Here is a 25,140-nt window from a genome sequence, read left to right on the forward strand (position 1 = left end):
CTTATGCCGTCGCCGCGGTGGCGGTGATGCGCGATCCGCCTTCATCCCCGAGCACCGCTTCGGTGATCGAGTTGGGCAGCGGGCGCGGCGTCTCGATCCGCGAGATGATCGGCACGATGATCAGGAAGTGCGCGAAGTAATAGGCCGCGGCGATCTGGCTGGTGATCACGTAGAACGGCTCCGCGGGCGAACCACCGCACCAGCCGAGGATCAGCACGTCGGCGACCAGCACCCAGAAGGCGACGCGGTACATCGGCCGGTAATGGGCCGAGCGGACCGGCGAGCGATCGAGCCAGGGCAGGAAGAACAGCAGCAGGATCGAGCCGAACATAGCCAGCACGCCCCACAGCTTCGCCGGCAGGATGAAGTCCGCGGTGAAGGCGCGCAGGATCGCGTAGAAGGGCCAGAAATACCATTCGGGCACGATGTGCGCGGGCGTCGAGAGCGGGTTGGCCGGGATGTAATTGTCCGGATGGCCCAGATAATCGGGATAGAAGAAGATCAGCGTCGAGAACAGGATCAGGAAGATGCCCACCCCGAAGCCGTCCTTGGCGGTGTAATAGGGGTGGAAGGGCACCGTATCCTGCTCGCCCTTCACCTCCACGCCGGTCGGGTTGTTCGACCCCGGGATGTGCAGCGCCCAGATGTGCAGGATGATGACGCCCGCGATCACGAAGGGCAGCAGATAGTGGAGCGAGAAGAAGCGGTTGAGCGCCGCATCGTCCGGCGCATAGCCGCCGAGCAGCCAGACGCGGATCCAGTCGCCCACCACCGGGATCGCCGAGAAGAAGCCGGTGATCACCTGCGCGCCCCAGAAGCTCATCTGCCCCCAGGGGAGCACATAGCCCATGAAGGCGGTGGCCATCATCAGCAGGAAGATCACCACGCCGAGCAGCCACACCATCTCGCGCGGCGCCTTGTACGATCCGTAGTGGAGCCCGCGGAAGATGTGGATGTACACCACGACGAAGAACATGCTGGCGCCGTTGGCGTGGGCGAAGCGCAGGAACCAGCCCGCGTTCACATCCCGCATGATCGTGCCGTTGACCGAATCAAAGGCCCCGGCTGCCGAGCTGTGGAAGTGCATCGCCAGCACGATGCCGGTGACGATCTGAATCACCAGCGAGAGCCCGGCAAGAATGCCGAAGTTCCAGAAGTAATTCAGGTTGCGCGGCACCGGATAGCCGGCGCCGATCGCGTTATAGACGAACCGCGGCAGCGGCAGCCGATCGTCCACCCATTTCATCACCGGGTTTTTCGGCTCGTAATGGCGCGCCCAGGGAAAGCTCATCCAGGTCTCTCCTCACCCGACTGTGACAACCGTGTCGGACGTGAAATTATATTTTGGTACTTCGAGATTCTTCGGTGCCGGCCCCTGCCGGATACGGCCGGCGGTATCATAGGCCGAGCCATGGCACGGGCAGAAATAGCCGCCGAACGGCCCGCGATTCTCACCCTCGCCCGCCCCCAGCGGCACGCAGCCGAGATGCGTGCACACGCCCAGCGTGATCAGCCAGTTCTTGTGACCTTCCTTGGTGCGCTGATCCAGCGTCTGCGGATCGCGCAGGCTGGAGACCGGCACCGCATCGGCCTCGGCCACTTCCTTCGGCGTCAGATTGCGCACGAACAGCGGCTGCTTGCGGAAGCTGGCCTTGATCGCCTGCCCCGGCTCGATCGCCGCGAGGTTCACCTCGGTGGTCGACTGCGCCAGCACGTCGGCCGACGGATTCATCGAGTTGACGAGCGGCAGCACCACCACGCCCGCACCGACGGCCGCGACGGCCGGGGCGGCATACAGCAGATAATCGCGACGACGAGGATTCTCGAGAATTTCGCCGCCAAGGCCCACAGTCTGATCGGGAGAAACGCCTTCTTCAAACGTTGCCATGCTCTAGCCCTTGCACTTCGGGAACTCTTCCGCGTTGAAACCGCGGAGAGAGGAACGCGGACGAAACGAAGCTCAGTGCCGGCCGGATTTCCGGTGGCGTTACAAGTTTGATAGACGGCGCAATGCAGCTTTGCCAACAGGGTTTTTCATCTTCTCGTCTCCAAGGCCTTAATGTTGCACTGCAAAATGACTTCGCCCTCCACAATTCGCGTTGCGTTGTTCCAGCCTGAAATTGCTGGGAATGTCGGCACCATCTTGCGGCTGGCGGCGTGCATGGGGGTGGCGGTGGACCTGATCGAACCTATGGGTTTTCCCTGGGGCGATCGCGCCCGCAAGCGCGCGGCGATGGACTATGCGCCCGAGACGGTGCGCCATGCCGACTGGGATGCGTTCGAGAGCCGCATCCCCGGCCGGCTCGTGCTGTTCACCACCCGCGGCGGCACCCGGCTGCCCGAAGCGCGGTTCGAAGCCGGCGACACGCTGCTGTTCGGTGCCGAAAGCAGCGGCGTGCCGGACTTCGTGCACGCCCGGGCGAATGCTGCAGTGCGAATACCGCTGCGGCCGGAGCTGCGCTCCTTGAACCTCGCGGTCGCAACGGGCATCGGACTCGCCGAAGCGCTCCGCCAGACCGAAGGATTCCCGCAATGATCACGCTCGACGACCAGCAGCAGCGCGCCCGCGCCTGGTTCGAGGGTTTGCGCGATTCGATCTGCGCCGAATTCGAGGCGATCGAGCGCGAGGCCGGCTCGGATGCGTCGTTCGACTATCTCGCCTGGGACCGGGTCGATGCGAGCGGCGCGCCCGGCGGCGGCGGCGTGCGCGGGGTGATGAAGGGCCGGGTGTTCGAGAAGGTGGGCGTCAACGTCTCCACCGTCGGCGGCGCGTTCGAGGGCGATTTCGCCAAGACGATCCACGGCGCGGGCGAGGATCCCAGCTTCTTCGCCACCGGCATCAGCCTGGTCGCGCACATGGCGAATCCGCATGTGCCCGCGGTCCACATGAACACGCGCTTCCTGACGACAACCAAGCGCTGGTTCGGCGGCGGCGCCGATCTCAACCCGCCCTTGCCGTACGACGAGGACACCGCCGACTTCCACGCCCGGCTGCAGGCGGCGTGCGACGCGCACGACCCGTCCTACTACCCGCGCTTCAAGGCCTGGGCGGACGAGTATTTCTACATCCCCCACCGCAAGGTGCATCGCGGCGTGGGCGGCATCTTCTACGATCATCTGGAAAACGACTGGGAGGCCGATTTCGCCCTTACCCAGGATGTCGGCCGCGCCTTTCTCGACGTGTACCCGAAGCTGGTGCGGCGGCGGATGGACCAGCCGTTCGACGACGCCGATCGCCACCGCCAGCTCGAATGGCGCGGCCGCTATGCCGAGTTCAACCTGATCTACGATCGCGGCACGCTGTTCGGCCTCAAGACCGGCGGCAATGTCGATGCGATCCTGATGAGCCTGCCGCCGATGGCCGCCTGGAGCTGAGCCCATGGGCCTGCTGCCCGTCGCGAACGATCACCTCGCCACCATCGTCACCACGCTGGAAATGCGCGAACGGCCGAAGCCGCGGCCGATGGCCCCCTCCCCGTTCCGACTGATCCACTGGCCCGCGCCGGACAGCGAGAAATATCGCGCGCTGTTCCGCCGGGTGGGCGGGCCGTGGCTGTGGTTCTCGCGGCTGGTGATGGACGAGGCGCGGCTGCGGGCGATTCTCGACGATCCGCAGGTGGCGGTCTACGCGGTGGTGGACCGCACCGGTGTCGAGGTCGGCATGCTGGAGTTCGACTTCCGCACCCCCGCCACCTGCGAGCTCTGCTATGTCGGGCTGGTGCCGGAGATCACCGGCAAGGGCCATGGCAGCTGGCTGATGGCGCAGGCGCTGGCCTTTGCCTGGCGCAAGGACGTGACGCGCGTCTGGATCCACACCTGCACGCTAGACCACCCCGCAGCACTCGGCTTCTATCGCCGCCACGGATTCGTGCCCACCAAGCGCACGATCGAGACCTTCCCCGATCCGCGCCTGATCGGCGTGCTACCGGCGGACGCGGCGCCTCACATCCCCTGCCTGGGCTCGGTCGCGCGATAGGCGGCGACGCGCAGGATCAGCAGCGCCGTCCACACGCCGGCGCCGATCACCGACAGCAGCAGATAGCCGAGGAACTCGGGCACCGCGCCGCCGCCCGCGGCGGTCGCGATCAGGCCCGTGATAATGCTCGATACCGCCATTGCGCCGATGCCGCCGACGAACACCATCGCCGCGATCAGCAGGAAGAGCAGCCCGGTCACCCCGCTGCTGCGCACCCAGCCCTGCTTGAACGCCTCGATCAGCCCCGCCTCCGGCTTCGCGGCGTAGGCCGGGGCCGCCAGCCAGGTCCGCGCGAAGACGAACAGCCCCGGCGCGATGAACAGCGAGAAGCCGAGCTGGAAGCCGATGCTCACCGCCACTTCCAGCACCAGGAAGGGAAACAGCCGCCGCAACGCCGCCGTCATCACCTGCCCCAGCGTCTGCCCCTGGCCGCGCAGATACAGGCTGAACAGCGCGAAGATGCCGTAGTCGACCGCCAGATAGGCCAGCGCGATCGGCACCACGTTCGCCTCGACGAACTTCTGGTAGAAGGCGAGCAGCACCGCCTGGTCGGAAAGCGATTCGAGATCGGGGGCACCCTGCACCATCAGCAGCAGGATGCCGAGGCTCGGCAACAGGAAGAACAGCCCCGCGACCGGCAGCACCAGCGTCCGCTCGCGTTGCCACAGGGTCTTTGCGTCGGCGAACAGGCCGGCCAGGCGCAGCGTCATGCGGGCCACACCGAATCGGTCGTCGTAAGCGCGACGTAGAGCTTGCCCTGGAACGCGGCGAGCAGCAGCATCACCACCGCCTGCACGATGGCGGCAACGATCGTGGTGAGCAGCATCGCGGGCGTCAGTCCCGGCGCATTGCCCAGCAGCAGGGCGAAGACGCTGCCGAACACCGCCTTCGCCGCCAATTGCGCCACCCCGCCGAGCAGCAGGAACAGCAGGAGCAGACCGAGGATCCGCCAGCCATGCCCGCGGGTGAGCGCCCAGGAGCGGCCGATCGCGCGGAACAGCACCCCCTCGCGCAGCACCACCGTGCTGACGAGCAGCAGGCGCGTGAAGAGAAAAAGGCCCGCGACGACCAGCACCAGCGCCCACAGCGCAACCATGCTCGAGGTTTGCGGATCGACGACGATGTTCGCCCCCTGCCCGGCGGCGATCGCCATCAGGTCATAGCCGCGGGTCGCGAGGATCAGCGGCACGGGCAGCATCGCCACCGCCGCGGCGATCCCGATCCCGATCGAGACGAGCAGCGACGCCGGCAGCCGGCGCGCGGCCAGTCGCCCCGCATCCGCAAGGCTGCCCGAACCGGTCGCCAGCGCGATGACGATGAGCGAACCCCAGAAGGAGACGATCGACAGGAGGACGACCAGCGTCCCCACCGCTAGCCGCACGCCCGGGTTCGCCGTCGTCGCCGCAGCCGAAACGCAGCTGTTGATCACGCCCGGGGCGACGAAGGCCGCCAGCGCCAGCGGCACCAGCGTGCCCAGATGCGCGCCGACGAACGCCGTGGTCCGATCCCAGACGATGCTCATTTTTGCCATGCGGCGAAGTCCTTGCGTGAGGGACCCGGGGTGTTAGCCGGGGTGCACCGCCTTGCCAATGCTTGCCTTGGGCGCAGGAAGGGCGCAAGCGGCGGCGATCATGCACGAAACCATCGAATGGCGGGTCGAGCCCCGGCCGATCGACTATGCCGAAGCCCATGCCGCGATGGAGGCGCGCGCCGCCGCCGTCACCGCGCGCACGGCGCAGGAACTGGTCTGGCTGCTCGAGCATCCGCCCGTCTACACCGCCGGCACCAGCGCCGATCCCGCCGAGATGCTCGATCCGCGCTTTCCCGTCCACCGCACCGGGCGCGGCGGGCGCTATACCTATCACGGCCCCGGCCAGCGGATCGGCTATGTCGTGCTCGACCTGCGCGAGCGGCTGCGCGACGTGCGCAACTATGTCCATGCCATCGAAGGCTGGGTGATCGCGGCGCTCGGCGACTGCGGCATCGAGGCGTTCCGCGCGCCCGGCCGGATCGGCATCTGGACGCTCGATCAGGGCGTCGAGGCGAAGATCGGCGCGATCGGCGTGCGAATCCGCCAATGGGTGACGCTGCACGGATTCGCGATCAACCTGGATCCCGATCTGACCCATTTTACCGGCATCGTGCCCTGCGGAATCGCCGAATTCCCCGTCACCAGCGCCGCCAGGCTGGGCAAACCGATTGCGACGGACCGCTTCGATCAGGCGCTACAGGCCACATTTTTGCCATTTTTGGACGCTCTGGATCGCGCGGGATAAATTCGAGTCTTGAGGGTGTCCCCCGAACCGTCTAATGTCCAGCACGGTTTGGGTATTAACGGCGTACAAGCGTCGTCCAAATCCATTATCTAGGGAGCTATTACATGCGTGCAGTCCTTTCGAAGATCGTTGCTGGCTCGATGATCGCCGGTGCGGCCCTCCTGGCCTCGGCTTGCAGCAGCAACACCGAAACCAACGTCAACAACACCACCGAAGTCGTTGCTCCGGAAAACACCACCGACGCTTCGGTCACCAACGTTGACGTCGCTGCGCCGGTTGACAACGCCGTCGTCGACAACGCCACGGTGAACGCTTCGAACGCGATGTAATCATCGCGCTTCGGCGTACGGTACGAAAGGGCCGTCCGGGCGACCGGGCGGCCCTTCTCGTTTCGGCACCGGCCCCTCCCCGCGCCCCACGGATCATCGTGTTTGGAAAAAAGGGGCTTGGGCGACGAATCGAAACGCCCTAACGAACATCTCTCTAAGCGGTATCAAGAGGATGGGATGCTCAGTCGGCGTATCACTTTGGGCATGGCTGCCCTCGCGGCAATGTGCGTTTCGGCGCCTGCTTCGGCGCAATTCTTCTTCAAGTCGGTGGATCTGTCGGGTCCGCCCGTCACCGGCACCGAGCCGGGCATGATCGCCCAGGCGCTGCCGGGCGCCTCGCCGGCGGAGTTGCGCGCCGCGCTGGTGTGGAGCCTGCGCGCCGGTCTCAACGTTGCTGCACTGCAATGCAAGTTCGAGCCGACGTTGCTCGCCGATGACAACTATGTCGCAGCTCGCAAAGATCATGATGACGAGTTCAATAAAGCATATGATACGCTTGAGAAATATTTCCTAAAAACCGCGAAGACGAAGAAGGCCGCGCAGAACGCGCTCGACGTGTTTTCGACCCGTGTCTATTCGAGCTTTTCGACTGTCTCGGGTCAGCTGTCTTTCTGCCAGACGGCCGCCTCAATCGGTCAGGAGGTGGTGTACGCACCGCGGGGGACCGTGGGCGACGTCGCCCAGCGCCGGATGCGCGAGCTGCGCGAGAGCCTCAAGGCCTGGGGCGAGCAGCATTTCCGCACCCGCCGCGTGACCTTCGTCTGGCCGGTCCTGCGCCCGCTGCCGCAGTTCGGCAACGACAAATGCTGGCGGAACGGCGAGTATCAGGCCCGCAAGTGCGGATCCTTGGGCTGAATCAAACCCAAGCCTAGACAAAAAAGGGGTGGCCGCCGCGCCGCCCCTTCTTTTTTGCTGATACCACGTCGCGGAAATGGGGCTGACCTCACCGTGACCTCGTCATCCCGGCGGAAGCCGGGATCCATTCGCCTCTCGGTCTCCGCAAGCGCCGATAGCGAGCCCCAATGGACCCCGGCTTCCGCCGGGGTGACGGGTTGGGGGGCGGCAGTTGGTTTCCCTCCGTGCAGCTGGGTATCAGCGCAGGCCCAGCAGCTTGTGGGTCTGCAGCGTCAGGCGCCAGCGCGGCCGCTCCATCGCCACCGCGATCGCCGCGCGGGTGTTCGCCTCGGCCTCGGCGCTGTCCATCGGCTGGATCAGGAAATGGGCGAAGTCCCAGCCCTCGATGGCGTCGATATCGGACCCCGCCTGCGGCCAGACCAGCTTGAGCTCGTCGCCGCGCCGCTGCACCACCTCGCTGCCCGCCTTGGGGCTGATGCACACCCAGTCGATGCCCGGGTGGACCGGCAGCGTGCCGTTGCTCTCGATCGCGATGCGGAAGCCGCGGGCGTGGAGCGCCTCAACCAACGCATCGTCGATCTGGAGCATCGGCTCCCCGCCGGTCAGCACCACGAAGCGCTTGTCCGCGCCCGGCCCCCAATGGCCCTCCACCGCCGCCACCAGTGCCGCGGCATCGGCGAAGCGGCCGCCGCCCAGCCCGTCGATCCCGACGAAATCGGTGTCGCAGAAGCGGCACACCGCCGTCGCCCGGTCTTCCTCGCGGCCCGACCAGAGGTTGCAGCCGGCGAAGCGGACGAACACCGCCCGCGCGCCCGCATTGACGCCCTCCCCCTGCAGGGTGAGGAACATTTCCTTGACGGCGTAGCTCATGGGTGGGTGGCGTAGCGGGTCGGATCGGGCAGCCCGGCTTCCTCGAACCCGCGCGAGCGCAGCCGGCAGCTGTCGCACAGCCCGCAGTGCAGCCCTTCCGGCGTCGGGTCGTAGCAGGACCAGCTGAGGCCCGCATCGAGCCCCAGCCGCGCCGCCTCGCGGACGATATCGGCCTTGGTCATGTTCTGCAGCGGCGCCTGGATGCGGAAGGGCTCGCCCTCCACGCCCGCCTTGGTGGCGAGTTCGGCCAGCTTCTCGAAGCCGGCGATGAACTCGGGCCGGCAATCGGGATAGCCAGAATAATCGAGCGCGTTGACGCCGATATACAGGTCGCGCGCGCCCGCCGCCTCGGCCCAGCCGAGCGCGAGGCTGAGGAAGATCGTGTTGCGCGCCGGCACATAGGTGACCGGGATGTCGCTGCCGACGCCGGTCTTGGGCACCTCGATATCGGCGGTAAGCGCGGAGCCGCCGAACGCGCGCAGGTCCAGCGGCAGCACGACATGGCGTTCGGCGCCGAGCAGCGCGGTGATCTTCGCGGCCGCCTCCAGCTCGACCTTGTGGCGCTGGTTATAGTCGATCGACAGGGCGAGCAGGCGGTGGCCGTCCTCGCGGGCACGCGCGGCGGAGACCATGGAATCGAGTCCGCCCGAGACCAGGGCGATGGCAATGCTTTGAGTCATCGGCGGCATGTAGGCGCTTTCGCCGGCAAAAAAATGGCCGCCCCCGGAGGGACGGCCGGAAAGGATAGAAATGGGAAAACCAAACCAGGGAGAGACACCTCCCTGGGGACCTCATCCTTCTACCCCCAACCGGTTAACGAATGGTAACCAAGCCGCTCAGGAACACTCCCCGATGCGCTTGGCGTCATAGGTTTCGGAGAAAGGCTGGCCGTCGATCACACCCTGCATCTCCACGGTCACCTGGCGCGGCGTGTCGGTGGTGATGCGAGTGAGCATCGTGCCATGGCCGGTGCAGACGCTGCGCACGGTCGCTCGGCTGGCAGCGCTCTCCATCACCACATTCTGGCAGGGCGTGGTGATCTTCTCGGGGCGGAGGATCTGGTAGGGATCGCGCACGCACATCACGCGCTCCTTGCCCTCGCTGTCGCGGGCCGCCCATTTGCCCTTCTGGATCAGGTTGATCGCCGGCACGTCCACCGGCCGCGCGGTAGCCGCAGCAGCGCCCGGCCGCTGCTGCGCCGATGCACTCGCCGTCACCAGCGCCAACCCGGCCGCCACCATCCAAACCACGCGCTTGTTCACCCGTTCAACCTCCTCAACGGGGACGGCGCCGCTCCCACGGCACCGTCCGCCGATTCACATATCATAGGAGGATTACGGCTTTACAACGACGGCGGAACGAAATCGGCCAGCGCCACCGGGAACTGCTTCGAGCAGAAGGCGCAATCGACCTTGATCACGCCGCCCTCGTCGGCCATCGCGGCGCGCTCTTCCTCGGGGAACTTGGCGAGCACCTGCTGGATATAGTCCGCCCCGCAGCGGCAGCCGCGCGACAGGTCATGCCCGACGAGCATGCGCACCTCGCTCTCCTCGTTGAACAGCCGCCAAACGAGGCCTTCCAGCGGGATCGCCGGATCGGCCAGCTCGTCGGCGCCCATCGTGCCGCCCAGCGCCTCGACATGCTGCCATTCGGGATGGTCGAGCCGCACGTGCAGCCGCTCGCGCCCCACCTCGCCCTCGGGCAGATGCTGGAGGAACAGGCCGCCGGCGATCGTCTTGCCGGTTTCCTTGTCCTTGTGCACGCCGAGCCGCACCAGCGTCGGGATCTGTTCCGACTGGAGGAAATAGCTCTGCGCCGCCTCGGCGATCGAGGCGCCTTCCAGCGGCACGATGCCCTGATAGCGCTCCTTGGTGGCGACCTGGTCGAAGGTCACCGCCAGATAGCCGCCGTTGAACAGCGCCGAGAGCGACGGGTTCTTGCCGAGCCGGCTCAGCCGCGTGGCATCGAACTGCACATAGCCGCGCAGCTCGCCATTCTTGTAGTCGCACACCATCAGGCTGACGATGCCGCGCTGGGTCTGCGCCTGCAGCGTCATCTGCCCTTCGGCATCCTTGAGCGTGCTGCCGAGCAGCGCGGTGAGGGTCAGCGCCTCTGCCAGCAGCTTCTCGATCGGCGCGGGATAGGCGTGCGCCGAGAGGATCTCGTTCAGCACCGGGCCGAGCCGCGCGACGCGGCCGCGGACATGGCGCTCGGGAATGGCAAAGCCGGTCACGCGATCGAGATCGGCGGCGGGAACGGGGTTGGTCACGGTTCGTCTCCGGCATTCGTTTGCGGCCGCGAGAAGTCGGGGTGACTTCGCGCGTTCCGACGAACGCATTGTCTGGGTTCGGAGGCGTAGATAGGGGTTTCGTGGCGGGAAACAATGTGGGGCACCGCACCGGCCCCGGCGACGCGCAGACCGCGTTCGCACCGCCCTGCGACGGAAAGGGGACGCCGCAGCGCCCCCCGTCGTCAGCTCTTGAGGGTGGTCATCTCGACCGGCTTGCCCTTGGTGCTGGGGTTGGAAGCGTTCTGCTTCGGAGGCTTTTCGGCCTTCGGCTTGCGCACTTCCCGGTTCGACTTCTTCTGGCTCTTGGCCATGTCTGCTCCTGTCTGTTGGCTTGTCGCGACCCTGCGGTCGCGATCCGGTCAGCGGGTGCGCTTGGCGTTCTTGCGGGCCGCATATCTGGCGTCACGCGCCGCCTTGCGATCCGCCTCGGTCAGCACCGGCACGGCCGCTGCAGCCTCGGCCGCAGCCTCTGCCGCACGGATCGCCTCCGCCTTGCTTTCCCGCTCGGCAGCGGCGCGCTTCTCGCGCTCGGCCGAGGCGGCGAGACGTTTCTCGGCGTCCGCACGTTCGGCAGCCAGGCGCCGCTCCTTGGCAGCCGCCAGGGTAACTGCATCCGCCAGGGGCCTGGCCCGCAGCTGGGACAGCGCCTTGCGCTTGGCTTCCGATGCCGCGCTGGCGCGTTCCTGGAAGTTGGGGGCTCTATATGCCGCCATCGTTTACAGCCTCCCCATGCGCGTGGGCACGCGGGTCACGGCGCCGGCGATCACCTTGCTGCCATAGGCCTTGGCGATGATCGCCGTGTCGACCGCGCTGTTCATCACGACGCGCGTTCCGCCCGATTGCAGCGTTTCGATCGCGCTGATGACGATCTTGCGCTTGGCGCAGGTCGCGACGACGTGCTCCTTGGCGGCGCTGACGTTGATTGCTCTGGACATGCTGTCCTCCGTTTCCTGAAGCAGGTGGTTCCCGCTCGGTCCAAATGAAAACGGGCGAGCATTTGCATGCCCGCCCGATCCGATGTGCTTCAGGCCGACTGAAGATTGACGGCCGAGGTCTTGCCCCGACGGTCCGTCTCCAGCTCATAGGTAACGCGCTGGTCCTTATCGAGCGTGTGCATGCCTGCACGCTCGACGGCCGAGATGTGGACAAAGGCGTCGCCGCCGCCGGTTTCCGGCGCGATGAAGCCATAGCCCTTGTCGTTATTGAAGAATTTTACGGTTCCGGTGATCATATTGGGCATCCTTTGTCCCAGGCATGACGGGCATGCGCCAACAGCGGCGCATCCCGGCTTCGGTGAGGCTAGAAAGGGACAAAGGGAGGAGCCGAGGCGGCCCGATATCCGTCGCATGCGACGTCAGCCCGATACATATGGGGTGTCTCGCAAAGATTGTTAGGGGGCGCATCGCTTTTGTTGCGGCACTCGCTGAATTCTTTGGCCGTTTGATCGAAATCACGCCCCAGCGACGACAATGATGATGCGTGGCGCGCACCAATATTGACAATTTACGTAGTTTTACCGGGGCGCGCCGACCCCCGCGCGAATCGGCCTCTATGAAGCAAAGATGAAGATCCCCGCCATCTCCTTCTCCGCCCTGGCCTCAACGACCTCGCTGCGCGGTACCGGCACCGGCACCACCGCCAGCGCATCGCCCTCCAAAAAGGACGAGATGGCCGCGCGCAAGCTGGAGGAGGCCAAGCAGGCCGTCGCCATGCTGGGGGCGGTCAAGTCCAGGACCAGCGACGACCAGAAGGCGCGCGCCGCGCAGAAGGTGAAGGAACTCAAGGCGCGGCTCCAGGCACTCAAGATGATCTATGCGGGCGACCCCAAGAAGCTCGCCCGCGCCGCCGCGCAGATCGCGCGCGAGCTCGCTGCGGCGGTGAAGAGCTATACCAGCGCCGGCGGCAGCACGGTGGAGCTGGGCGGCGCGGAGGCCGGGGATAGCTCGGCCGGCGTGGCGGCGCCGGCAGGTGAGGCCAAGGCCGACGGCGCGGATGCGGGCCCAAGTGCGGGTTCGGGCGAAGCGACGCCCGCGGCCGAGAGCGCCGAGAAGGACAAGGCGGCGGCCGAAGGTGAAGCGGCCAAGCCCGAAGCGACGGGGCTCGGCACGAACAAGGCGGCAGACGAAAAGCGCGCCGCCGACGCCGCGCATGCCAAGGCCGATGACGATTTCAAGAACGAGGCGCGCGCGCTCGCCCGCGAGCTCAAGGCCGCGCTGCGCCGCAAGGACCACAAGCATCGCGACGACGATCCCCGCGACAGCAGCGACAAGCAATCTGGCGAGCAGGCGCTGGCTTCGGTCGAGCAGGCCGTGGGGTCGCTGCCGATGGCCGATGTCGCCGCAGTGAGCGCACTGGCGGGGATTTAAAGCCCGCTAATCCTCCCCCGCCAGGGGAGGTGTCAGGCGCAGCCTGACGGAGGGGGAGGACGCCGGCCCCTCTCGGCCGTCGTGCTCCCCCCTCCGTCGCGCGATGCGCGCCACCTCCCCCTGGCGGAGGAGGATCAAGTTTTCCTCAAAGCTGCCCGAAGCACCAGCGCAGGACGGACTTCTGGGCGTGCAGCCGGTTCTCCGCCTCGGGCCAGATCAGCGACTGGGGACCGTCGATCACCGCGTCGGTGACTTCCTCGCCGCGATGCGCGGGCAGGCAGTGGAGGAAGCGGGCGTCGGGCTTGGCGGCGGCCATCAGCGTTTCGTCGACCTGGAAGGGCATCATCGCCTTGAGCTTGGTCTCGGCATGCGCTTGGCCCATCGAGATCCAGGTATCGGTGACGATGATGTCCGCGCCTTCCACCGCCTCGCGCGCGGTGCCGACGACGCGGGCGCGACCCTTGCCCTTCGCCACATCCGTGTCGCTCGGCTGATAGCCTTGCGGGCAGGCGGCGACGACGTCGAAGTGCATCAGCCCGCCGGCTTCCATGATCGAGGCGAGCACGTTGTTGCCGTCGCCCAGCCAGGCGACCTTCAAACCCGGCAGCGCCTTGCCGCTTTCGAGGATGGTCAGCAGGTCGGCCATGATCTGGCAGGGATGCGAGGCATCGGTGAGGCCGTTGATCACGGGCACGCTGGCGTATTTGGCCATGTCGATCACCTTCTGATGGTCGTCGGTGCGGATCATGATCGCGTCGACATAGCCCGAGAGCACGCGCGCGGTATCGGCGATGCTCTCGCCGCGGCCGAGCTGCATCGAGCCCGCGTCCATCACGATGCTGGTGCCGCCGAGCTGGCGGATCGCCATGTCGAACGAGACGCGGGTGCGGGTGGAGTTCTTCTCGAAGATCATCGCCAGCACATGGCCGGCGAGCGGGGCGTCGGCATCGGGCTTGCCCTTGGGCCAGCCGGCGCGGGCCTGCTTGCGGGCCATCGCGTCGTTCAGCATCGCCGCGATCGCGTCGGGTCCGGCATCGGTGAGATCGATAAAGTGGCGGGTCATAAGGGCTCCGCAAATCAGCAGGGCTGGTGTGAAAACGGTTCGGTCTTCAATTCCTCCCCTGCAAGGGGAGGTGGCAGGCCGCAGGCCTGACGGAGGGGTGTCCCCGCTGGAGGGGCGGTCCGCCGTCACCGGCCGGGACACCCCTCCACCGCCCTGCGGGCGGTCCCCCTCCCCCTCCGGGGGAGGATCTGCGGGTTGCCCTCCCCCGCCATCGGACGGGGGAGGAAAGGACGTCAGGCCGCAGCCGCCGGGGCGAAGCTGCGCGCGCCGGCGCTCAGCTTGTCGACCGCCTCGGCGATGTGGCTTTCGTCGATCACCAGCGGCGGCAGGACGCGGAACACGTTCTCGCCCGCGGCCACGGTCAACAGCCCGTGATGATCGCGCAGATGGGCGACGAAGTCGCGGCTCACCACCGAGTCCTTCATCTTGATGCCGAGCATCAGCCCCTTGCCGCGGATCTCCTCGAACAGGTGATCATGGTTGGGGATCAGCTGCTCGAACGCCTGGCGGAGCCGCTCGCCCATGCGGGTGACATGCTCAAGGAAGCCGGGCTCCTCCATCACGTCGAGCACCGCCATGCCCGCCGCCATCGCCAGCGGGTTGCCGCCATAGGTGGAGCCGTGCGTGCCGGCGACCATGCCCTTGGCCGCCTCTTCGGTGGCGAGGCAGGCGCCGAGCGGGAAGCCCGCGCCGATGCCCTTGGCCGAGGTCATGATGTCGGGCGTGATGCCGTAATGCTCATAGGCCCACATCTTGCCGGTCCGGCCATAGCCGCACTGGATCTCGTCGAGGATCAGCAGCAGGCCGTGCTCGTCCGCCGCCTTGCGCAGGCCCTGGATGAACTCGACCCGGCCGGCGGTCATGCCGCCCTCGCCCTGGATCGTCTCGACCAGGAAGCCCGCCGTCTCGTCGTCGATCTTGGCGATCGCGCCTTCGAGATCGTTGAACGGCACATAGTCGAAGCCCGGCAGCAGCGGCTCGAACCCGTCGCGCATCTTGCCCTGGTCGGTCGCCGAGATCGCGCCGAGCGAACGGCCGTGGAAGGCGTTCTTGAAGGTGATCAGCTTGTGCCGCTGCGGGTTGCCGTTGGCATAGTGATAGCGGCGCGCGGTCTTGATCGCGCACTCGATCGCCTCGACGCCCGAGTTGGTGAAGAACACCGTGTCGGCGAAGCTGTGCTTGAGCAGACGCTCGGCCAGCGCCTCGCCCTGCGGGCTGCCGTACAGGTTCGACACGTGCATCAGCGTGGCCGCCTGGTCGGCGATCGCCTTCACCAGATGCGGATGGCCGTGGCCCAGCGCGTTGACGGCGATACCGGCGGCGAAATCGAGATAGCGTTCCCCTCGTTCCCCGATCAGGTAGCAGCCCTCGCCTCGCACCGGCCGCACACCGCACCGCGGGTAGACGGGCATGAGCGGGGTGATGGTCATGGGAACGAACCTCCTTGACGAAAAAGGGTTGGGAAAACTCCAGAAACGCAAAAGGGCGACCTATCCGGGCCGCCCTCCCGCTTAATTAGAGCCGCTTGGGGCTGCAGGTCAACCTGCCTTTATGCCCGTCCCTATGGCTGTGCCGGCACACGGTGGTTCCACTGCTGGGTGGCACCGCGGCTGCGGCCGTAATCCGCGGTGCAGGCCATGTACCAGGGGTAGAATTGCAGCGGCTTGGCCTTGGCGTCGATCGCCTGCCACTGGCTGCAGGTCTTGCCGTAGAAGACGTGATCTTCCGGCTTCTCGCCACCCGGCGCCTTGGTGAGCGACGCCATGCGCAGCCAGCCATAGCGCACGCCCAATTCCTCCACCTGCGCCGCAGAGAAGCTGTACACCTGCGTCTCGAGCAGATCGACCGCGCGCAGCGCGCCGGAGATCGCGGAGAAGCGCTGCATCGGCTGATCGGTGCCGGTCCAGGTACCGGGATCCATCGAGGTGTTGACCATCAGCGTGACCTCGGCCCGGCCGCCCGGCCCCGCCGCCTCGAACGCCCGCTCCTCCGGCTGGAGGAACATGCCGAAGCGCGCGCCGCCGTCCATGTACATCTGGATGCGCTTCTCCTCGATCGGTTGCACCGGCGGCCCGTCGACCAGCCGCTCCAGCGTCACCGGCGGCACGCCCGGCGGGACCGAGGACGAAGCGAGCAGCGCATCGACATAGCAGCCATGGATACGCTCCTGATCGGCAGGCGACGGGTTGCCCAGCAGCGGCGCGACGAGCGCGGTCAGGTCGACGGCATAGGCTCCGCCATCGTCGAGATTGCTCACGCCGACCAGCAGCTTGCGGCCGACCTTCCCTTCCTCCGCCACTTCCTGCAACGTGCCCAGGCTCATGATCTTGAGCAGCCGTGCGCGGAGCGGCACGAAGGTCGCGCTCGATCCCTTCAGCACCGCGCCCAGCCCCGCGCCGCTGCCGCGAACGCGCAGCAGATCGGCTTCCTTGAGGATCGAATAGGCGAGGACGAGATCGCCGACATTGGACGTCCCCGGCTGCACCACGAACCCGGTGTCGCCTTCCTTGCCGGAAAGCGGGCCATCGACCCAGGCGGCATAGTCGCGGTCGCCGGGCACCTTCTGGTTGGCGAGGAACAACAGGGTGCTCTGCAGCGAGCCGGTGCTGACGCCGGTGACGATGTCCCAGGTCGGCAGCGTGCCCAGGCCGTAGAAGAAGCCCGCGCCGAAGGCACCGTGCTGGCCGCCGCCGCTGAGCGCAAGGAAGCGATCGGGCTCGACGGCGCTGGCCGCCGCACCCGGCGCGCCCGTGGTGCGCAGCCGCAGCGCGCGGCGCGCGCGCAGTGCCGCCCCGAGCTCTTCTTCCGCGCTGCCCGGCACGCTGGCCAAGGCATCGCCGGCAATCATCCGCATCTGGCGCGCCTGCCACGCCGGACCGACGCTGATCGGTATCATCTTGTAGTTACAGCCCATGATCGCCTTGGGCCGCGGCTGCGAACAGCCGGCCAGCGACAGTCCTGCCGCGGCAATCGCGAACAGCAAGCGTAGCGTCTTCCTCATGATCCCCACCCCATTGGGAACCCGCCCCCGCGAGTCCCTTCATGTCACCTTACCGTATAACCCGTTTTACTAGGTAACGATTTCGCGCAATGCTGCGAATACCTCGCCGTCGATCGCCTTGCCGATCTCGCCCGCCATGATGCCCAGCGCCTGCTCCACCGGCAGCGCGGCGCGATAGGGGCGGTCGGCGGTGAGCGCGTCGTAGAAGTCGCAGACGGTGATGATCCGCGCCTCGCGGGCGATCAGCATCGCGTCGAGCCCCAACGGATAGCCGCGCCCGTCGAGCCGCTCGTGATGTGCCCCCGCAACCGCCGCCATGTCGCGCAAGGGTGTGATGCGCGAGAGGATCGCGGTGGTGTGTGCGGCATGGCTGCGCATCTCTTCCCATTCGATGTCGTCGAGCTTGCCCGGCTTCTCCAGCACGCGGCTGCTCACCGCCAGCTTGCCGACATCGTGGAGCATCGCGCTGCGCTTGAGCGTGCGCAGCGTGGCGCCCTCGACGCCCAGCGCCTGCCCCAGCGCCTCGGTGTACGCGCCCACCCGACCCGAATGGCCGCCGGTATAGGGGCTCTTTGCGTCGATCACCGCACCGAACGCGGCGGCAATGTCGTCGAGATAGTCCTCGTCGACCGCGACGCGTTGCTCCTTCGGCTCGAAGACGCGGACGCGGGCCTCGAGCGTGGGATGCGCAAGGTCCGCCCAGAAGCCGGGCTCGCGGGTTACCAGCACCGCGAAGCACTGCGCGAGCGCGGGGTCGAACCAGCTGCCCGAGCGCGCCGCCACTTCCTCGATCGCCGCTTGGGAACCACCCGCTCGATGGAACACGTCCGCGATTTGCGCCAACAGCGCCAGCTGCGCCGCCAGCGGGATCGCGTCGCCGCGCAGGCCGAGCGGCTTGCCGCTGCCGTCCCAATGCTCGTCGAGCGCCGCGATCGCCTGCGCCACCGGCTCGGGGAAGCGGAGCTGGCGGGCGATGTCGGCGCCGCGGGTGCAGCGGGTCTGGATCAGGTCGGTGACGATGGCGTTGCCGTCGCGCAGGATGGCGAGGATCGCCTTGGCCCGCGCGCCCAGCCGCTCGCCCTGGCCGGTGCGGGTGAAGACATAGCGCAGCGTCGGCCCCAGCCCGACCGCGAGCAGCTTGTGCTCCTGCTTCACCTTGCGATCGTCGGCGAGATAGAGCTCGGCGATCCGCGCGGCGTTGCTGCTGCAGCCCAGGTCCTTGAGCAGCGTGGCGTAATAGATCGTCCTGCGATCCGAGGCGGGCAGCTGGAGCGCCACCGCCATCCGGCTGGCGATCCAGCACGCCCGCAGCGAATGGCCGGCGGGCTGCCCCTCGGTCAGGTCTAGCGCGTAGGAGAAGGCACCCAGGATCTCGGCCAGCGACGTCGTGTCGTCGGACCGGGCATCGAAATGGGCGGAATCATAGTGCAGCATGGGCGGCGTCCATCGGGGGGACGCAGCCATAGCCGGAGTCGGCTTAAGACCGGGTTTCGCTCAGCTCTTGATCTTCCACCCGCGGCGCAGCAGCGTGTAGCAGAACAGCCCCAGCACCACGTCGAGCCCGAGGATCACCGCCGTCCCGAGCAGGATCGGCGAATCGGCGACGCCGAGGAAGCCGTAGCGGAAGCCCGAGATGATGTAGAAGAACGGGTTGGCATGGCTGATCGCGCGGAACACCGGCGACAGGTTCTCGACCGAGTAGAAGGTACCCGAGAGCAGCGACAGCGGCGCCACGACGAAGTTGGTGATCGCCGCGGCATGATCGAACTTCTCCGCCCAGATCGAGGTGAGTACCCCCATCAGAGCGAGGAACAGCGAGCCGAGGAAGCCGAACCACAGCACGGCCCAGAAATGCGCCGGGAAGACATGGACGCCCCACAAGGCCATCGCCAGCCACACCGTGCCGCCGACGCAGAAGGCGCGCGTCACCGATCCGCCGGCCAGCGCCGCCAGCATCTCGCCGGTGGAAAGCGGCGGCATCAGATAATCGACGATGGTGCCCTGGATCTTGCCGACCAGCAGCGAGAAGCTGGCATTGGCGAAGGCGTTCTGCAGCATGCCCATCACGATCAGGCCTGGCGCGATGAAATCGGCGTAATGAATCGGGACGCCGTCGAGCACGACCATCCGTCCGCCGCCGCCCAGCGCGACCGTGAAGATCACCAGATACAGCAGCGTCGTGACGGCCGGCGCCCACACCGTCTGGAGCTGCACCTTGAAGAAACGGCGCACCTCCTTGATATAGAGGGTGCGCAAGCCTCCCCAGTTGACGTTGCGAATCACCGGAACGCCCGGCTCGGGAAGCTGTGAACCGATTTCGGGGTGGCTGCTCATGGCGCGATCGCGTACCCGCTGACGCCGCCGCCCGCAAGACGAAGGAACCGAAGTGAGCTGGACCGACGAGCGTATCGAAACGCTGAAGAAGATGTGGGACAGCGGCCTGACCGCGACGCAGATCGCCGAGGAACTGGGCGGCGTGTCGCGCAACGCGGTGATCGGCAAGGCCCACCGCCTCGGCCTGCCCTCGCGTCCGTCGCCGGTGAAGTCCAACGAGGCCAAGGCCGCCGCGGCCGCGGCACCTGCCGCTGCTGCTGCACCCGCCGAGCCCAAGCCGGCCCCCGCGCCCAAGCCCGCGCCGGCCCCCGCCGCGCCGCGCCCCCAGGCGGCCGCGCCGGCCCCTGCCCCGCGCCCGGCGCCCCCCGCGCCTGCGGCACCCGCGCCCTTCGACGACGATGCCGATGTCGACAGCGACTCCGAGGCTGCCGAGCCCGCCGCCCCGCGCGCGCCGCAGCCGGTGCTCCGTTCGGTCGGCCCGGGCGGCTTCATCCGCCAAAATCCGGGCGAGCAGGCCCCGCCGAGCACGCCCGCCCCGCCGCGCCGCCTCGTCCCCGCCAAGCCGAGCGAGGCGATCGCGGGCAAGACGACGCTGCTCGATCTGAACGACAAGATCTGCAAGTGGCCGCTCGGCCATCCGGGCGAGCCGGACTTCCACTTCTGCGGCGAGAAGGTGAACCCGGGCTTCCCCTATTGTGTCGATCACTGCGGCCACGCCTATCAGGCGCAACTCCCCCGCCGCGACCGTCGCCCGGCGCCGACCATGCCCTTCGGCGGCACCCCGCGCCCGCGGTGAGGCTTTCCTAAGATCCTCTCCGGCACGGGGAGGGGGACCAAGACGCGGAGCGGCTTGGTGGAGGGGAATCGCCGCGGGCGAGTCCGGTGCGGAGAACCCCCTCCACCACCGCCTTCGGCGGCGGTCCCCCTCCCCGTGCCGGGGAGGATCTTTGCCGACCCACACCGAACCCCACCCCCGCCTTGCGCGGGCACCCCCGCACCCCCTATACGTTCCGCATGTCCGAAGACCTCTTCGCTGCGCCCTCCGTCCCCGCCGGCACCTATGACGCCTCGTCGATCGAGGTGCTCGAAGGCCTGGAGCCGGTCCGGCGGCGGCCGGGCATGTATATCGGCGGCACCGACGAGCGCGCGCTCCACCATCTCGCCGCCGAAATCCTCGACAATGCGATGGATGAGGCGGTCGCGGGGCACGCCAACCGCATCGAGGTGACGCTCGCCGCGCCCAACCGCATCACCATCGTCGACAATGGCCGCGGCATGCCGGTCGATCCGCACCCGCGCTTCCCGGACAAGTCGGCGCTCGAGGTGATTCTCTCGATGCTCCACTCGGGCGGCAAATTCTCGGGCAAGGCCTATGCCACCTCGGGCGGTCTGCACGGCGTCGGCATCTCGGTGGTCAACGCGCTGTCGGTGGACACGGTGGTCGAGGTGGCGCGGGACAAGCAGCTCTATCGCCAGCGCTTCAGCCAGGGCCAGACGCTGGGCCCGCTCGAGAAGCTCGGCGGCACGCCCAACCGGCGCGGCACCAGCGTCGCCTTCACCCCCGATCCCGAAATTTTCGGCGAGATGCTGTTCAAGCCGGCGCGGCTGTACAAGCTCGCCCGCTCCAAGGCCTATCTGTTCGCGGGCGTCGAGATCCGCTGGAAGTGCGATCCCGCGCTGATCACCGACGACACGCCGGCCGAGGCGGTGTTCCAGTTCCCCGGCGGCCTCGCCGATCACCTGAAGGAGCAGGTCGGCACGCGCGAATGCGCCACCGCCGATTTCTTCGCCGGTACCCAGGAGTTCCCCGATTCGCAGGGCCGCGTCGAATGGGCGGTCGCTTGGCCGCTGTGGAGCGACGGCAGCTTCAGCTGGTATTGCAACACCATCCCGACGCCCGATGGCGGCACCCATGAGCAGGGCCTCCGCCAGGCGCTGGTGCGGAGTCTGCGCAGCTTCGCCGATCTGGTCGGCAACAAGAAGGCCAAGGATCTGAGCCCGGACGACGTGGTGACGGGCTCCGAGGTGATGCTCTCGGTGTTCATCCGCGAGCCGCAGTTCCAGAGCCAGACCAAGGACCGCCTGACCAGCCCCGAGGCGACCGCGCTCGTCGAAAAGGCGGTGCGCGACCATTTCGACCATTTCCTCACCGACAATATGGAGCGCGGCAAGGCGCTGCTCGGCTATGTGCTCGAGCGGATGGACGATCGCCTGCGCCGCAAGCAGGAGCGCGAGGTCAAGCGCAAGTCGGCCACCACCGGCCGCAAGCTGCGCCTCCCCGGCAAGCTCACCGACTGTTCGGCCGACAGCCCCGAGGGCACCGAGCTGTTCATCGTCGAGGGCGATTCGGCCGGCGGCTCGGCCAAGCAGGCGCGCGACCGCAAGACCCAGGCGATCCTGCCGATCCGCGGCAAGATCCTCAACGTCGCCAGCGCCACCTCGGCCAAGATCCTCGCCAACCAGGAAATCGCCGACCTGATCCAGGCGCTGGGCTGCGGCACCCGCAAGGACTGCGATGCCGCCCATCTGCGCTACGAGCGCATCATCATCATGACCGACGCCGATGTCGACGGCGCGCATATCGCGACGCTGCTGATGACCTTCTTCTTCCAGGAAATGCCGGACCTGGTGCGCAAGGGGCATCTCTACCTCGCCCAGCCGCCGCTCTACCGCCTGACCGTGGGCTCCAAGAGCCTCTACGCCCGCGACGACGCGCACCGTATCGAGATCGAGAAGACGGCGTTCAAGGGCAAGAAGGTGGAAGTCAGCCGGTTCAAGGGCCTCGGCGAGATGAACCCCAACCAGCTCAAGGAAACCACCATGGACCCCAAGACGCGCGGCATGCTGCGCGTGACGCTGCCGCAGGAATATGAGGAGCGTGCGGGGGTGAAGGACCTGGTCGACCGGCTGATGGGCAACAACCCGGCGCACCGCTTCGCGTTCATCCAGGAAAATGCGGCGCGGCTGGACGAGGAAGTGATCGACGCCTGAGCGGGCGCCGCTCAGCGCGGCGCGTTGCGCGTCGCACGGGCATCGGGCGCGCGCAGCCAGTGGATGCGCCGGTTGGTCGCATGCACGCGGCAGAGATAGAAGGTCACGCCTTCGCTCTCGAACGGGTGTTTCTCGGTCTCGGCATTGCACTGCATTTCGCGCTCGGTGACCCACTGCCGCTCCAGCGCGGCCAGCCGCGTGCGCTGCGCCGGCGGGAGGCGGTCGCGCACGCGCTTGGTCAGCTGGTTCAGCACCCGATCGCGCCGCTTCCACTCTAACTCCGCACAGGCCATGCGCGCTATCTCGAACAGGTTCTCGTCTTCGGGCCGGCTGCGCTGCCATCGCTTTGCGGCGCGCATGCAGGCGTGGAACGACGCCGACAATTCGCCCTGCCATGCCGGCGCTTGCACGGGCATGGGCGCAGGCCCCCACAGCATCGCGAGAAGTGCAAGCATCGGAATCCACCTTTCGTCGCATTCTGAAGCGCAGGGCCAGGGCCGCACCAATGCTTCAAAGCAGCCCGATCGCCGCGCCGCTTAAGGTTGTCGCTCGGACGGCCCCGAATGCGTCTGCGCACGCAGCCAGGTAATGCGCTGATCGGTCTCGATCAGCTTGCAGGCATAGAGGATCACGTAATACGGTTCCGCCCTGTCCCGGGCGGTTTGATCCCAGCATTTGTCCTCGGTCGCATTGGACCATGCCCGCTGGAGCATAATCAAGCGCGTCCTTCGCTCCAGAGGCAGGCTGTCGCGCAGCGTCTCATAGGTTGCGTTCAGGATCAGTTCGCGGCGCTCGAATGCATCTTCCGCGCAATTCTCTTCGGCCGCGTCTCGCCGCACCTCGTTCTTCGGAAAGCGGTCCCTGGCCTTGCGGAGGCAGACATAATAGCTGGGCGGAAATGCCAGCTTCGCGTCCTGCCCCATGGCGGGCATGTTTGCGAAGATCATTGCTGCCAGCATCACCCCATCGAACATGATGCACGCCCCCGCGTCTTATCGCCCACGTTCCTTCCGCAACATGTCTAGCGCATCGGCATGTTCCTGCGGATAGCGTTTTTTCAGTATGTCGGCAGATTGGCTGGCCTGGTCGCGCTTTCCGGTGGCGAGTTGACGCTCCCGCAGGTGCCGGACATATGCGCCCCGCCGCGCATACGCATTGTTGATCAACGCTTCCTCGTATCTCGGATCGGACCTTGCCACCGTCCGGTCGGTCTGGCGCACCGCATCGGCGAGAATGTTGGCCGCGTGACCATGCTGCACGGCGATCGACCACGTAACGTTGCGAACCGCATCGCTCGCCCCGTCGAGATCATAGCTGGTCGCCCGCGCGACCCGCCGTACTACCGGCGCATAGTGACTCTTCTGGACATACGCATGTTGCGCGGCGCCAAATGCTTGCGTGTCCCGCCGGGCGACGGCCTTCCATCGCTCGGTGAACGCCGCCGTACCGGGCACAAGGCCCTTGAAGTCGCGCGCCCAGGGCTTCGCCGTATCGCTCGCCATGAAGGCGGCGGCGTCTCCGGTATTGGTTGCGAGCTGGTAGCTGCCATAGGACACGCCGCCCGCATCGCCCTTTCCGGTGCTGACCGTGCCGGGCCCGCGCCCGCTTGTCTCGTGGCGCTCGGAGAGAATGCCGAGGCTGGCGCCATCATCGGATCGCGTTGCACGCCCGGTACGCCTGCCGCCGCTCGACTCGCGGGCCCGGGCCCCCGCTTGGCTGCCCCCCGGCCCCGAGGTGAATCGCCCGTCGCCCGGATCGTGGTTCGGGTTGAACTTCAGTTCGATCGCGCCGTCGTCGGGCAGATCCGGCACATGCCGGCCAGTTCGCAGGTAGCGCGCGAAGGCGCTGTTCGCCATGGTTTGACTGCTCGCTCCTCGCATACGCCGCCCTCCGATAGAGAACAAACCGTAAACGAAAACATGCTGTGTAGGACAGCGCCAATCTCGCCGTAGCGCGGAGAAACGCATCCAAATCGGATCCTCCGCGCGCCGCACTTTCGGATGGGTACCCTACAGCTCCCCGCGCATCCGGCGCTGGTGGTATTTCACCCGCACGGTGATGCCGAGCACCATCAGGAAGAAGGCCAGGCCCAGCACCGCCGCGGGTACCGCGATTGGCATCGGCCACACCTTCGCCCGCAGCGCCGCGAGCAGCGCGCCGAGCACCGCCAGCCACACCGCGCCCATCCGCAGCGGCCGCGCGATCTGCCGCAGCTCGGCCTTGTAGGCAGCGCGTTCGGCGGGGTCGTTCAGGCGGGGCGGGGTCGGCATGTCCAGTCTTCCTTCAACAGCCCGTAGAGCGTGGTGTCGCGGATGCCGATATGGGTCTCCCATTCGGCGCGCAGCACGCCCTCCAGCCGGAAGCCCAGCCGTTCGAGCAGCCGGCGCGAATACACATTGTCCGGGTCCGTGTCCGCAAAAACCCGCCGCTGGCCCTCGGCGAGGAAGAGCTGGTCGAGCACCGCGGTCAGCGCTTCCTCGGCGATCCCCTGCCCCCAGTGCGGCCGGGCGAGCAGATAGCCGATCTCGCTGACCGCCGCCCGCTTCTCGCCCACCGCGACATAGCCGATCGCGCGGTCGTCCCCGCCGCGGGTGATCGCCCAGACACGCCAGGCCGGGGCGCCGCGCGAGAGGCTGGCGCGGGTCTGTTCGACGGTCTCGTGGGGCGCATGGCTCCACCAGGTCATCAGCGCGGGATCGGAGAGGCTGGGAAACAGCGCCTCGGCATCATCCACCGTCCGCGGCCGCAGGCGCAGCCGCGCGGTGGTCAGCACCGGGGTATCGGCCATC

The 25,140-nt window shown here is 67.3% G+C and carries 31 protein-coding genes; 9 read left to right on the forward strand and 22 right to left on the reverse strand.

What is annotated here, in order from left to right; translation table 11 throughout:
• Position 1 precedes the first annotated feature (1 nt).
• Together ABIC65_RS08595 and petA are read right to left on the reverse strand one after the other, a co-directional pair.
• Entirely contained in the window at positions 2–1,291 is a 1,290-nt protein-coding gene (locus ABIC65_RS08595) for a cytochrome b (RefSeq protein WP_354308095.1), read from the reverse strand.
• A gap of 12 nt (positions 1,292–1,303) precedes the next feature.
• Entirely contained in the window at positions 1,304–1,888 is a 585-nt protein-coding gene (gene petA, locus ABIC65_RS08600) for a ubiquinol-cytochrome c reductase iron-sulfur subunit (RefSeq protein ID WP_354308096.1), read from the reverse strand.
• A gap of 204 nt (positions 1,889–2,092) precedes the next feature.
• Here petA and ABIC65_RS08605 point away from each other — a divergent pair, with 204 nt between their 5' ends.
• Genes ABIC65_RS08605 through ABIC65_RS08615 form a run of 3 tightly spaced genes read left to right on the forward strand, consistent with a single transcriptional unit; the run spans position 2,093 to position 3,976 of the window.
• Positions 2,093–2,536, forward strand: a complete 444-nt coding sequence (locus tag ABIC65_RS08605) for a tRNA (cytidine(34)-2'-O)-methyltransferase (protein WP_354308604.1) — start codon at positions 2,093–2,095, stop codon at positions 2,534–2,536.
• On the forward strand, positions 2,533–3,375 hold the full coding sequence (gene hemF, locus ABIC65_RS08610) for an oxygen-dependent coproporphyrinogen oxidase (protein ID WP_354308098.1): 843 nt from the start codon (positions 2,533–2,535) through the stop codon (positions 3,373–3,375). Before ABIC65_RS08605 ends, hemF begins: the two co-directional genes overlap by 4 nt.
• 4 nt (positions 3,376–3,379) lie before the next feature.
• Positions 3,380–3,976, forward strand: a complete 597-nt coding sequence (locus tag ABIC65_RS08615) for a GNAT family N-acetyltransferase (RefSeq protein WP_354308099.1) — start codon at positions 3,380–3,382, stop codon at positions 3,974–3,976.
• Here the strand turns inward: ABIC65_RS08615 and ABIC65_RS08620 are convergent.
• Together ABIC65_RS08620 and ABIC65_RS08625 are read right to left on the reverse strand one after the other, a co-directional pair.
• Positions 3,943–4,686 carry a hypothetical protein gene (locus ABIC65_RS08620; RefSeq protein ID WP_354308100.1) on the reverse strand — a complete coding sequence of 248 codons (744 nt, stop codon included), beginning with the start codon at positions 4,684–4,686 and terminating at the stop codon, positions 3,943–3,945. The two genes, ABIC65_RS08615 and ABIC65_RS08620, sit on opposite strands and share 34 nt — an antisense overlap.
• On the reverse strand, positions 4,683–5,507 hold the full coding sequence (locus ABIC65_RS08625) for a hypothetical protein (RefSeq protein ID WP_354308102.1): 825 nt from the start codon (positions 5,505–5,507) through the stop codon (positions 4,683–4,685). The genes ABIC65_RS08620 and ABIC65_RS08625 overlap by 4 nt, the downstream gene beginning before the upstream one ends.
• 100 nt (positions 5,508–5,607) lie before the next feature.
• Here ABIC65_RS08625 and lipB point away from each other — a divergent pair, with 100 nt between their 5' ends.
• From lipB to ABIC65_RS08640, 3 genes are all read left to right on the forward strand, one after another.
• Positions 5,608–6,252 (forward strand): lipoyl(octanoyl) transferase LipB, encoded by a 645-nt coding sequence (lipB, locus tag ABIC65_RS08630; RefSeq protein ID WP_354308103.1) that lies wholly within the window; start codon positions 5,608–5,610, stop codon positions 6,250–6,252.
• A gap of 104 nt (positions 6,253–6,356) precedes the next feature.
• A complete protein-coding gene (locus ABIC65_RS08635) occupies positions 6,357–6,581 on the forward strand; it encodes a hypothetical protein (RefSeq protein ID WP_354308104.1) in 225 nt (74 codons plus the stop codon).
• 204 nt (positions 6,582–6,785) lie between these two features.
• Positions 6,786–7,436 (forward strand): hypothetical protein, encoded by a 651-nt coding sequence (locus ABIC65_RS08640; RefSeq protein WP_354308106.1) that lies wholly within the window; start codon positions 6,786–6,788, stop codon positions 7,434–7,436.
• A 237-nt stretch (positions 7,437–7,673) separates the two neighbouring features.
• On the opposite strand, the gene queE is transcribed toward ABIC65_RS08640, so the two are convergent.
• From queE to ABIC65_RS08680, 8 genes are all read right to left on the reverse strand, one after another.
• Entirely contained in the window at positions 7,674–8,306 is a 633-nt protein-coding gene (gene queE / locus ABIC65_RS08645; protein ID WP_354308107.1) for a 7-carboxy-7-deazaguanine synthase, read from the reverse strand.
• Positions 8,303–8,995, reverse strand: coding sequence for a 7-cyano-7-deazaguanine synthase QueC (gene queC / locus ABIC65_RS08650; protein ID WP_354308109.1), 693 nt, complete (start codon positions 8,993–8,995; stop codon positions 8,303–8,305). The genes queE and queC overlap by 4 nt, the downstream gene beginning before the upstream one ends.
• A 147-nt stretch (positions 8,996–9,142) precedes the next feature.
• Complete coding sequence (locus tag ABIC65_RS08655) at positions 9,143–9,568, reverse strand: hypothetical protein (protein WP_354308110.1); 426 nt, start codon at positions 9,566–9,568, stop codon at positions 9,143–9,145.
• An 80-nt stretch (positions 9,569–9,648) separates the two neighbouring features.
• A complete protein-coding gene (locus tag ABIC65_RS08660) occupies positions 9,649–10,575 on the reverse strand; it encodes an Hsp33 family molecular chaperone HslO (RefSeq protein ID WP_354308111.1) in 927 nt (308 codons plus the stop codon).
• 203 nt (positions 10,576–10,778) lie between these two features.
• On the reverse strand, positions 10,779–10,907 hold the full coding sequence (locus ABIC65_RS08665) for a hypothetical protein (RefSeq protein ID WP_354308112.1): 129 nt from the start codon (positions 10,905–10,907) through the stop codon (positions 10,779–10,781).
• A gap of 48 nt (positions 10,908–10,955) precedes the next feature.
• Entirely contained in the window at positions 10,956–11,309 is a 354-nt protein-coding gene (locus ABIC65_RS08670; protein WP_354308114.1) for a DUF6481 family protein, read from the reverse strand.
• A gap of 3 nt (positions 11,310–11,312) precedes the next feature.
• Positions 11,313–11,531 carry a hypothetical protein gene (locus ABIC65_RS08675; RefSeq protein ID WP_354308115.1) on the reverse strand — a complete coding sequence of 73 codons (219 nt, stop codon included), beginning with the start codon at positions 11,529–11,531 and terminating at the stop codon, positions 11,313–11,315.
• An 89-nt stretch (positions 11,532–11,620) separates the two neighbouring features.
• Positions 11,621–11,827, reverse strand: a complete 207-nt coding sequence (locus tag ABIC65_RS08680; RefSeq protein WP_121074684.1) for a cold-shock protein — start codon at positions 11,825–11,827, stop codon at positions 11,621–11,623.
• A 331-nt stretch (positions 11,828–12,158) separates the two neighbouring features.
• On the opposite strand from ABIC65_RS08680, the gene ABIC65_RS08685 reads away from it, so the two are divergent.
• On the forward strand, positions 12,159–12,962 hold the full coding sequence (locus ABIC65_RS08685) for a hypothetical protein (RefSeq protein ID WP_354308116.1): 804 nt from the start codon (positions 12,159–12,161) through the stop codon (positions 12,960–12,962).
• Between the two features lie 145 nt (positions 12,963–13,107).
• Here the strand turns inward: ABIC65_RS08685 and argF are convergent, their stop codons facing one another.
• The 5 genes from argF to ABIC65_RS08710 all read right to left on the reverse strand — a co-directional run bounded on the left by argF (position 13,108) and on the right by ABIC65_RS08710 (position 19,360).
• Positions 13,108–14,025, reverse strand: a complete 918-nt coding sequence (argF, locus tag ABIC65_RS08690; RefSeq protein WP_354308118.1) for an ornithine carbamoyltransferase — start codon at positions 14,023–14,025, stop codon at positions 13,108–13,110.
• Positions 14,026–14,258: 233 nt separating this feature from the next.
• Positions 14,259–15,455 (reverse strand): aspartate aminotransferase family protein, encoded by a 1,197-nt coding sequence (locus tag ABIC65_RS08695; RefSeq protein WP_354308119.1) that lies wholly within the window; start codon positions 15,453–15,455, stop codon positions 14,259–14,261.
• Between the two features lie 131 nt (positions 15,456–15,586).
• Positions 15,587–17,026, reverse strand: a complete 1,440-nt coding sequence (locus ABIC65_RS08700; protein ID WP_354308120.1) for a patatin-like phospholipase family protein — start codon at positions 17,024–17,026, stop codon at positions 15,587–15,589.
• 69 nt (positions 17,027–17,095) lie between these two features.
• Positions 17,096–18,460 (reverse strand): HD-GYP domain-containing protein, encoded by a 1,365-nt coding sequence (locus tag ABIC65_RS08705; protein ID WP_354308122.1) that lies wholly within the window; start codon positions 18,458–18,460, stop codon positions 17,096–17,098.
• 60 nt (positions 18,461–18,520) lie between these two features.
• Positions 18,521–19,360, reverse strand: coding sequence for an ABC transporter permease (locus tag ABIC65_RS08710; protein WP_354308123.1), 840 nt, complete (start codon positions 19,358–19,360; stop codon positions 18,521–18,523).
• Between the two features lie 52 nt (positions 19,361–19,412).
• On the opposite strand from ABIC65_RS08710, the gene ABIC65_RS08715 reads away from it, so the two are divergent.
• Positions 19,413–20,156, forward strand: coding sequence for a GcrA family cell cycle regulator (locus ABIC65_RS08715; protein ID WP_354308124.1), 744 nt, complete (start codon positions 19,413–19,415; stop codon positions 20,154–20,156).
• A gap of 218 nt (positions 20,157–20,374) precedes the next feature.
• Positions 20,375–22,351, forward strand: coding sequence for a DNA topoisomerase IV subunit B (gene parE, locus ABIC65_RS08720; RefSeq protein WP_354308126.1), 1,977 nt, complete (start codon positions 20,375–20,377; stop codon positions 22,349–22,351).
• An 11-nt stretch (positions 22,352–22,362) separates the two neighbouring features.
• Here the strand turns inward: parE and ABIC65_RS08725 are convergent, their stop codons facing one another.
• The 5 genes from ABIC65_RS08725 to ABIC65_RS08745 all read right to left on the reverse strand — a co-directional run bounded on the left by ABIC65_RS08725 (position 22,363) and on the right by ABIC65_RS08745 (position 25,139).
• A complete protein-coding gene (locus tag ABIC65_RS08725) occupies positions 22,363–22,806 on the reverse strand; it encodes a lysozyme inhibitor LprI family protein (protein ID WP_354308127.1) in 444 nt (147 codons plus the stop codon).
• An 81-nt stretch (positions 22,807–22,887) separates the two neighbouring features.
• Positions 22,888–23,325: a lysozyme inhibitor LprI family protein gene (locus ABIC65_RS08730; RefSeq protein ID WP_354308129.1), complete on the reverse strand. Its 438-nt coding sequence runs from the start codon at positions 23,323–23,325 to the stop codon at positions 22,888–22,890.
• Between the two features lie 18 nt (positions 23,326–23,343).
• Positions 23,344–24,207, reverse strand: a complete 864-nt coding sequence (locus tag ABIC65_RS08735) for a hypothetical protein (RefSeq protein WP_354308130.1) — start codon at positions 24,205–24,207, stop codon at positions 23,344–23,346.
• A 153-nt stretch (positions 24,208–24,360) separates the two neighbouring features.
• Positions 24,361–24,621, reverse strand: a complete 261-nt coding sequence (locus ABIC65_RS08740; RefSeq protein ID WP_354308132.1) for a hypothetical protein — start codon at positions 24,619–24,621, stop codon at positions 24,361–24,363.
• Positions 24,600–25,139, reverse strand: coding sequence for a GNAT family N-acetyltransferase (locus ABIC65_RS08745; RefSeq protein WP_354308133.1), 540 nt, complete (start codon positions 25,137–25,139; stop codon positions 24,600–24,602). The genes ABIC65_RS08740 and ABIC65_RS08745 overlap by 22 nt, the downstream gene beginning before the upstream one ends.
• Position 25,140: the final 1 nt, after the last annotated feature.

Origin of the sequence: Sphingomonas trueperi (assembly GCF_040545665.1) — a bacterium.
GTDB classification, from domain to species: domain Bacteria; phylum Pseudomonadota; class Alphaproteobacteria; order Sphingomonadales; family Sphingomonadaceae; genus Sphingomonas; species Sphingomonas trueperi_B.

Bases quoted from the DNA above. Each gene is read 5' to 3' on its own strand.
- ABIC65_RS08625 (WP_354308102.1), bottom strand. From the start codon at position 5,507: ATGGCAAAAATGAGCATCGTCTGGGATCGGACCACGGCGTTCGTCGGC.
- ABIC65_RS08710 (WP_354308123.1), bottom strand. From the start codon at position 19,360: ATGAGCAGCCACCCCGAAATCGGTTCACAGCTTCCCGAGCCGGGCGTT.
- ABIC65_RS08740 (WP_354308132.1), bottom strand. From the start codon at position 24,621: ATGCCGACCCCGCCCCGCCTGAACGACCCCGCCGAACGCGCTGCCTAC.
- ABIC65_RS08595 (WP_354308095.1), bottom strand. From the start codon at position 1,291: ATGAGCTTTCCCTGGGCGCGCCATTACGAGCCGAAAAACCCGGTGATG.
- ABIC65_RS08670 (WP_354308114.1), bottom strand. From the start codon at position 11,309: ATGGCGGCATATAGAGCCCCCAACTTCCAGGAACGCGCCAGCGCGGCA.
- argF (WP_354308118.1), bottom strand. From the start codon at position 14,025: ATGACCCGCCACTTTATCGATCTCACCGATGCCGGACCCGACGCGATC.
- ABIC65_RS08745 (WP_354308133.1), bottom strand. From the start codon at position 25,139: ATGGCCGATACCCCGGTGCTGACCACCGCGCGGCTGCGCCTGCGGCCG.
- ABIC65_RS08735 (WP_354308130.1), bottom strand. From the start codon at position 24,207: ATGGCGAACAGCGCCTTCGCGCGCTACCTGCGAACTGGCCGGCATGTG.
- petA (WP_354308096.1), bottom strand. From the start codon at position 1,888: ATGGCAACGTTTGAAGAAGGCGTTTCTCCCGATCAGACTGTGGGCCTT.
- ABIC65_RS08680 (WP_121074684.1), bottom strand. From the start codon at position 11,827: ATGATCACCGGAACCGTAAAATTCTTCAATAACGACAAGGGCTATGGC.
- ABIC65_RS08700 (WP_354308120.1), bottom strand. From the start codon at position 17,026: ATGAGGAAGACGCTACGCTTGCTGTTCGCGATTGCCGCGGCAGGACTG.
- ABIC65_RS08640 (WP_354308106.1), top strand. From the start codon at position 6,786: ATGGCTGCCCTCGCGGCAATGTGCGTTTCGGCGCCTGCTTCGGCGCAA.
- ABIC65_RS08695 (WP_354308119.1), bottom strand. From the start codon at position 15,455: ATGACCATCACCCCGCTCATGCCCGTCTACCCGCGGTGCGGTGTGCGG.
- lipB (WP_354308103.1), top strand. From the start codon at position 5,608: ATGCACGAAACCATCGAATGGCGGGTCGAGCCCCGGCCGATCGACTAT.
- queC (WP_354308109.1), bottom strand. From the start codon at position 8,995: ATGCCGCCGATGACTCAAAGCATTGCCATCGCCCTGGTCTCGGGCGGA.
- queE (WP_354308107.1), bottom strand. From the start codon at position 8,306: ATGAGCTACGCCGTCAAGGAAATGTTCCTCACCCTGCAGGGGGAGGGC.
- ABIC65_RS08620 (WP_354308100.1), bottom strand. From the start codon at position 4,686: ATGACGCTGCGCCTGGCCGGCCTGTTCGCCGACGCAAAGACCCTGTGG.
- ABIC65_RS08615 (WP_354308099.1), top strand. From the start codon at position 3,380: ATGGGCCTGCTGCCCGTCGCGAACGATCACCTCGCCACCATCGTCACC.
- ABIC65_RS08685 (WP_354308116.1), top strand. From the start codon at position 12,159: ATGAAGATCCCCGCCATCTCCTTCTCCGCCCTGGCCTCAACGACCTCG.
- ABIC65_RS08675 (WP_354308115.1), bottom strand. From the start codon at position 11,531: ATGTCCAGAGCAATCAACGTCAGCGCCGCCAAGGAGCACGTCGTCGCG.
- ABIC65_RS08705 (WP_354308122.1), bottom strand. From the start codon at position 18,460: ATGCTGCACTATGATTCCGCCCATTTCGATGCCCGGTCCGACGACACG.
- parE (WP_354308126.1), top strand. From the start codon at position 20,375: ATGTCCGAAGACCTCTTCGCTGCGCCCTCCGTCCCCGCCGGCACCTAT.
- ABIC65_RS08730 (WP_354308129.1), bottom strand. From the start codon at position 23,325: ATGTTCGATGGGGTGATGCTGGCAGCAATGATCTTCGCAAACATGCCC.
- hemF (WP_354308098.1), top strand. From the start codon at position 2,533: ATGATCACGCTCGACGACCAGCAGCAGCGCGCCCGCGCCTGGTTCGAG.
- ABIC65_RS08665 (WP_354308112.1), bottom strand. From the start codon at position 10,907: ATGGCCAAGAGCCAGAAGAAGTCGAACCGGGAAGTGCGCAAGCCGAAG.
- ABIC65_RS08725 (WP_354308127.1), bottom strand. From the start codon at position 22,806: ATGCTTGCACTTCTCGCGATGCTGTGGGGGCCTGCGCCCATGCCCGTG.
- ABIC65_RS08635 (WP_354308104.1), top strand. From the start codon at position 6,357: ATGCGTGCAGTCCTTTCGAAGATCGTTGCTGGCTCGATGATCGCCGGT.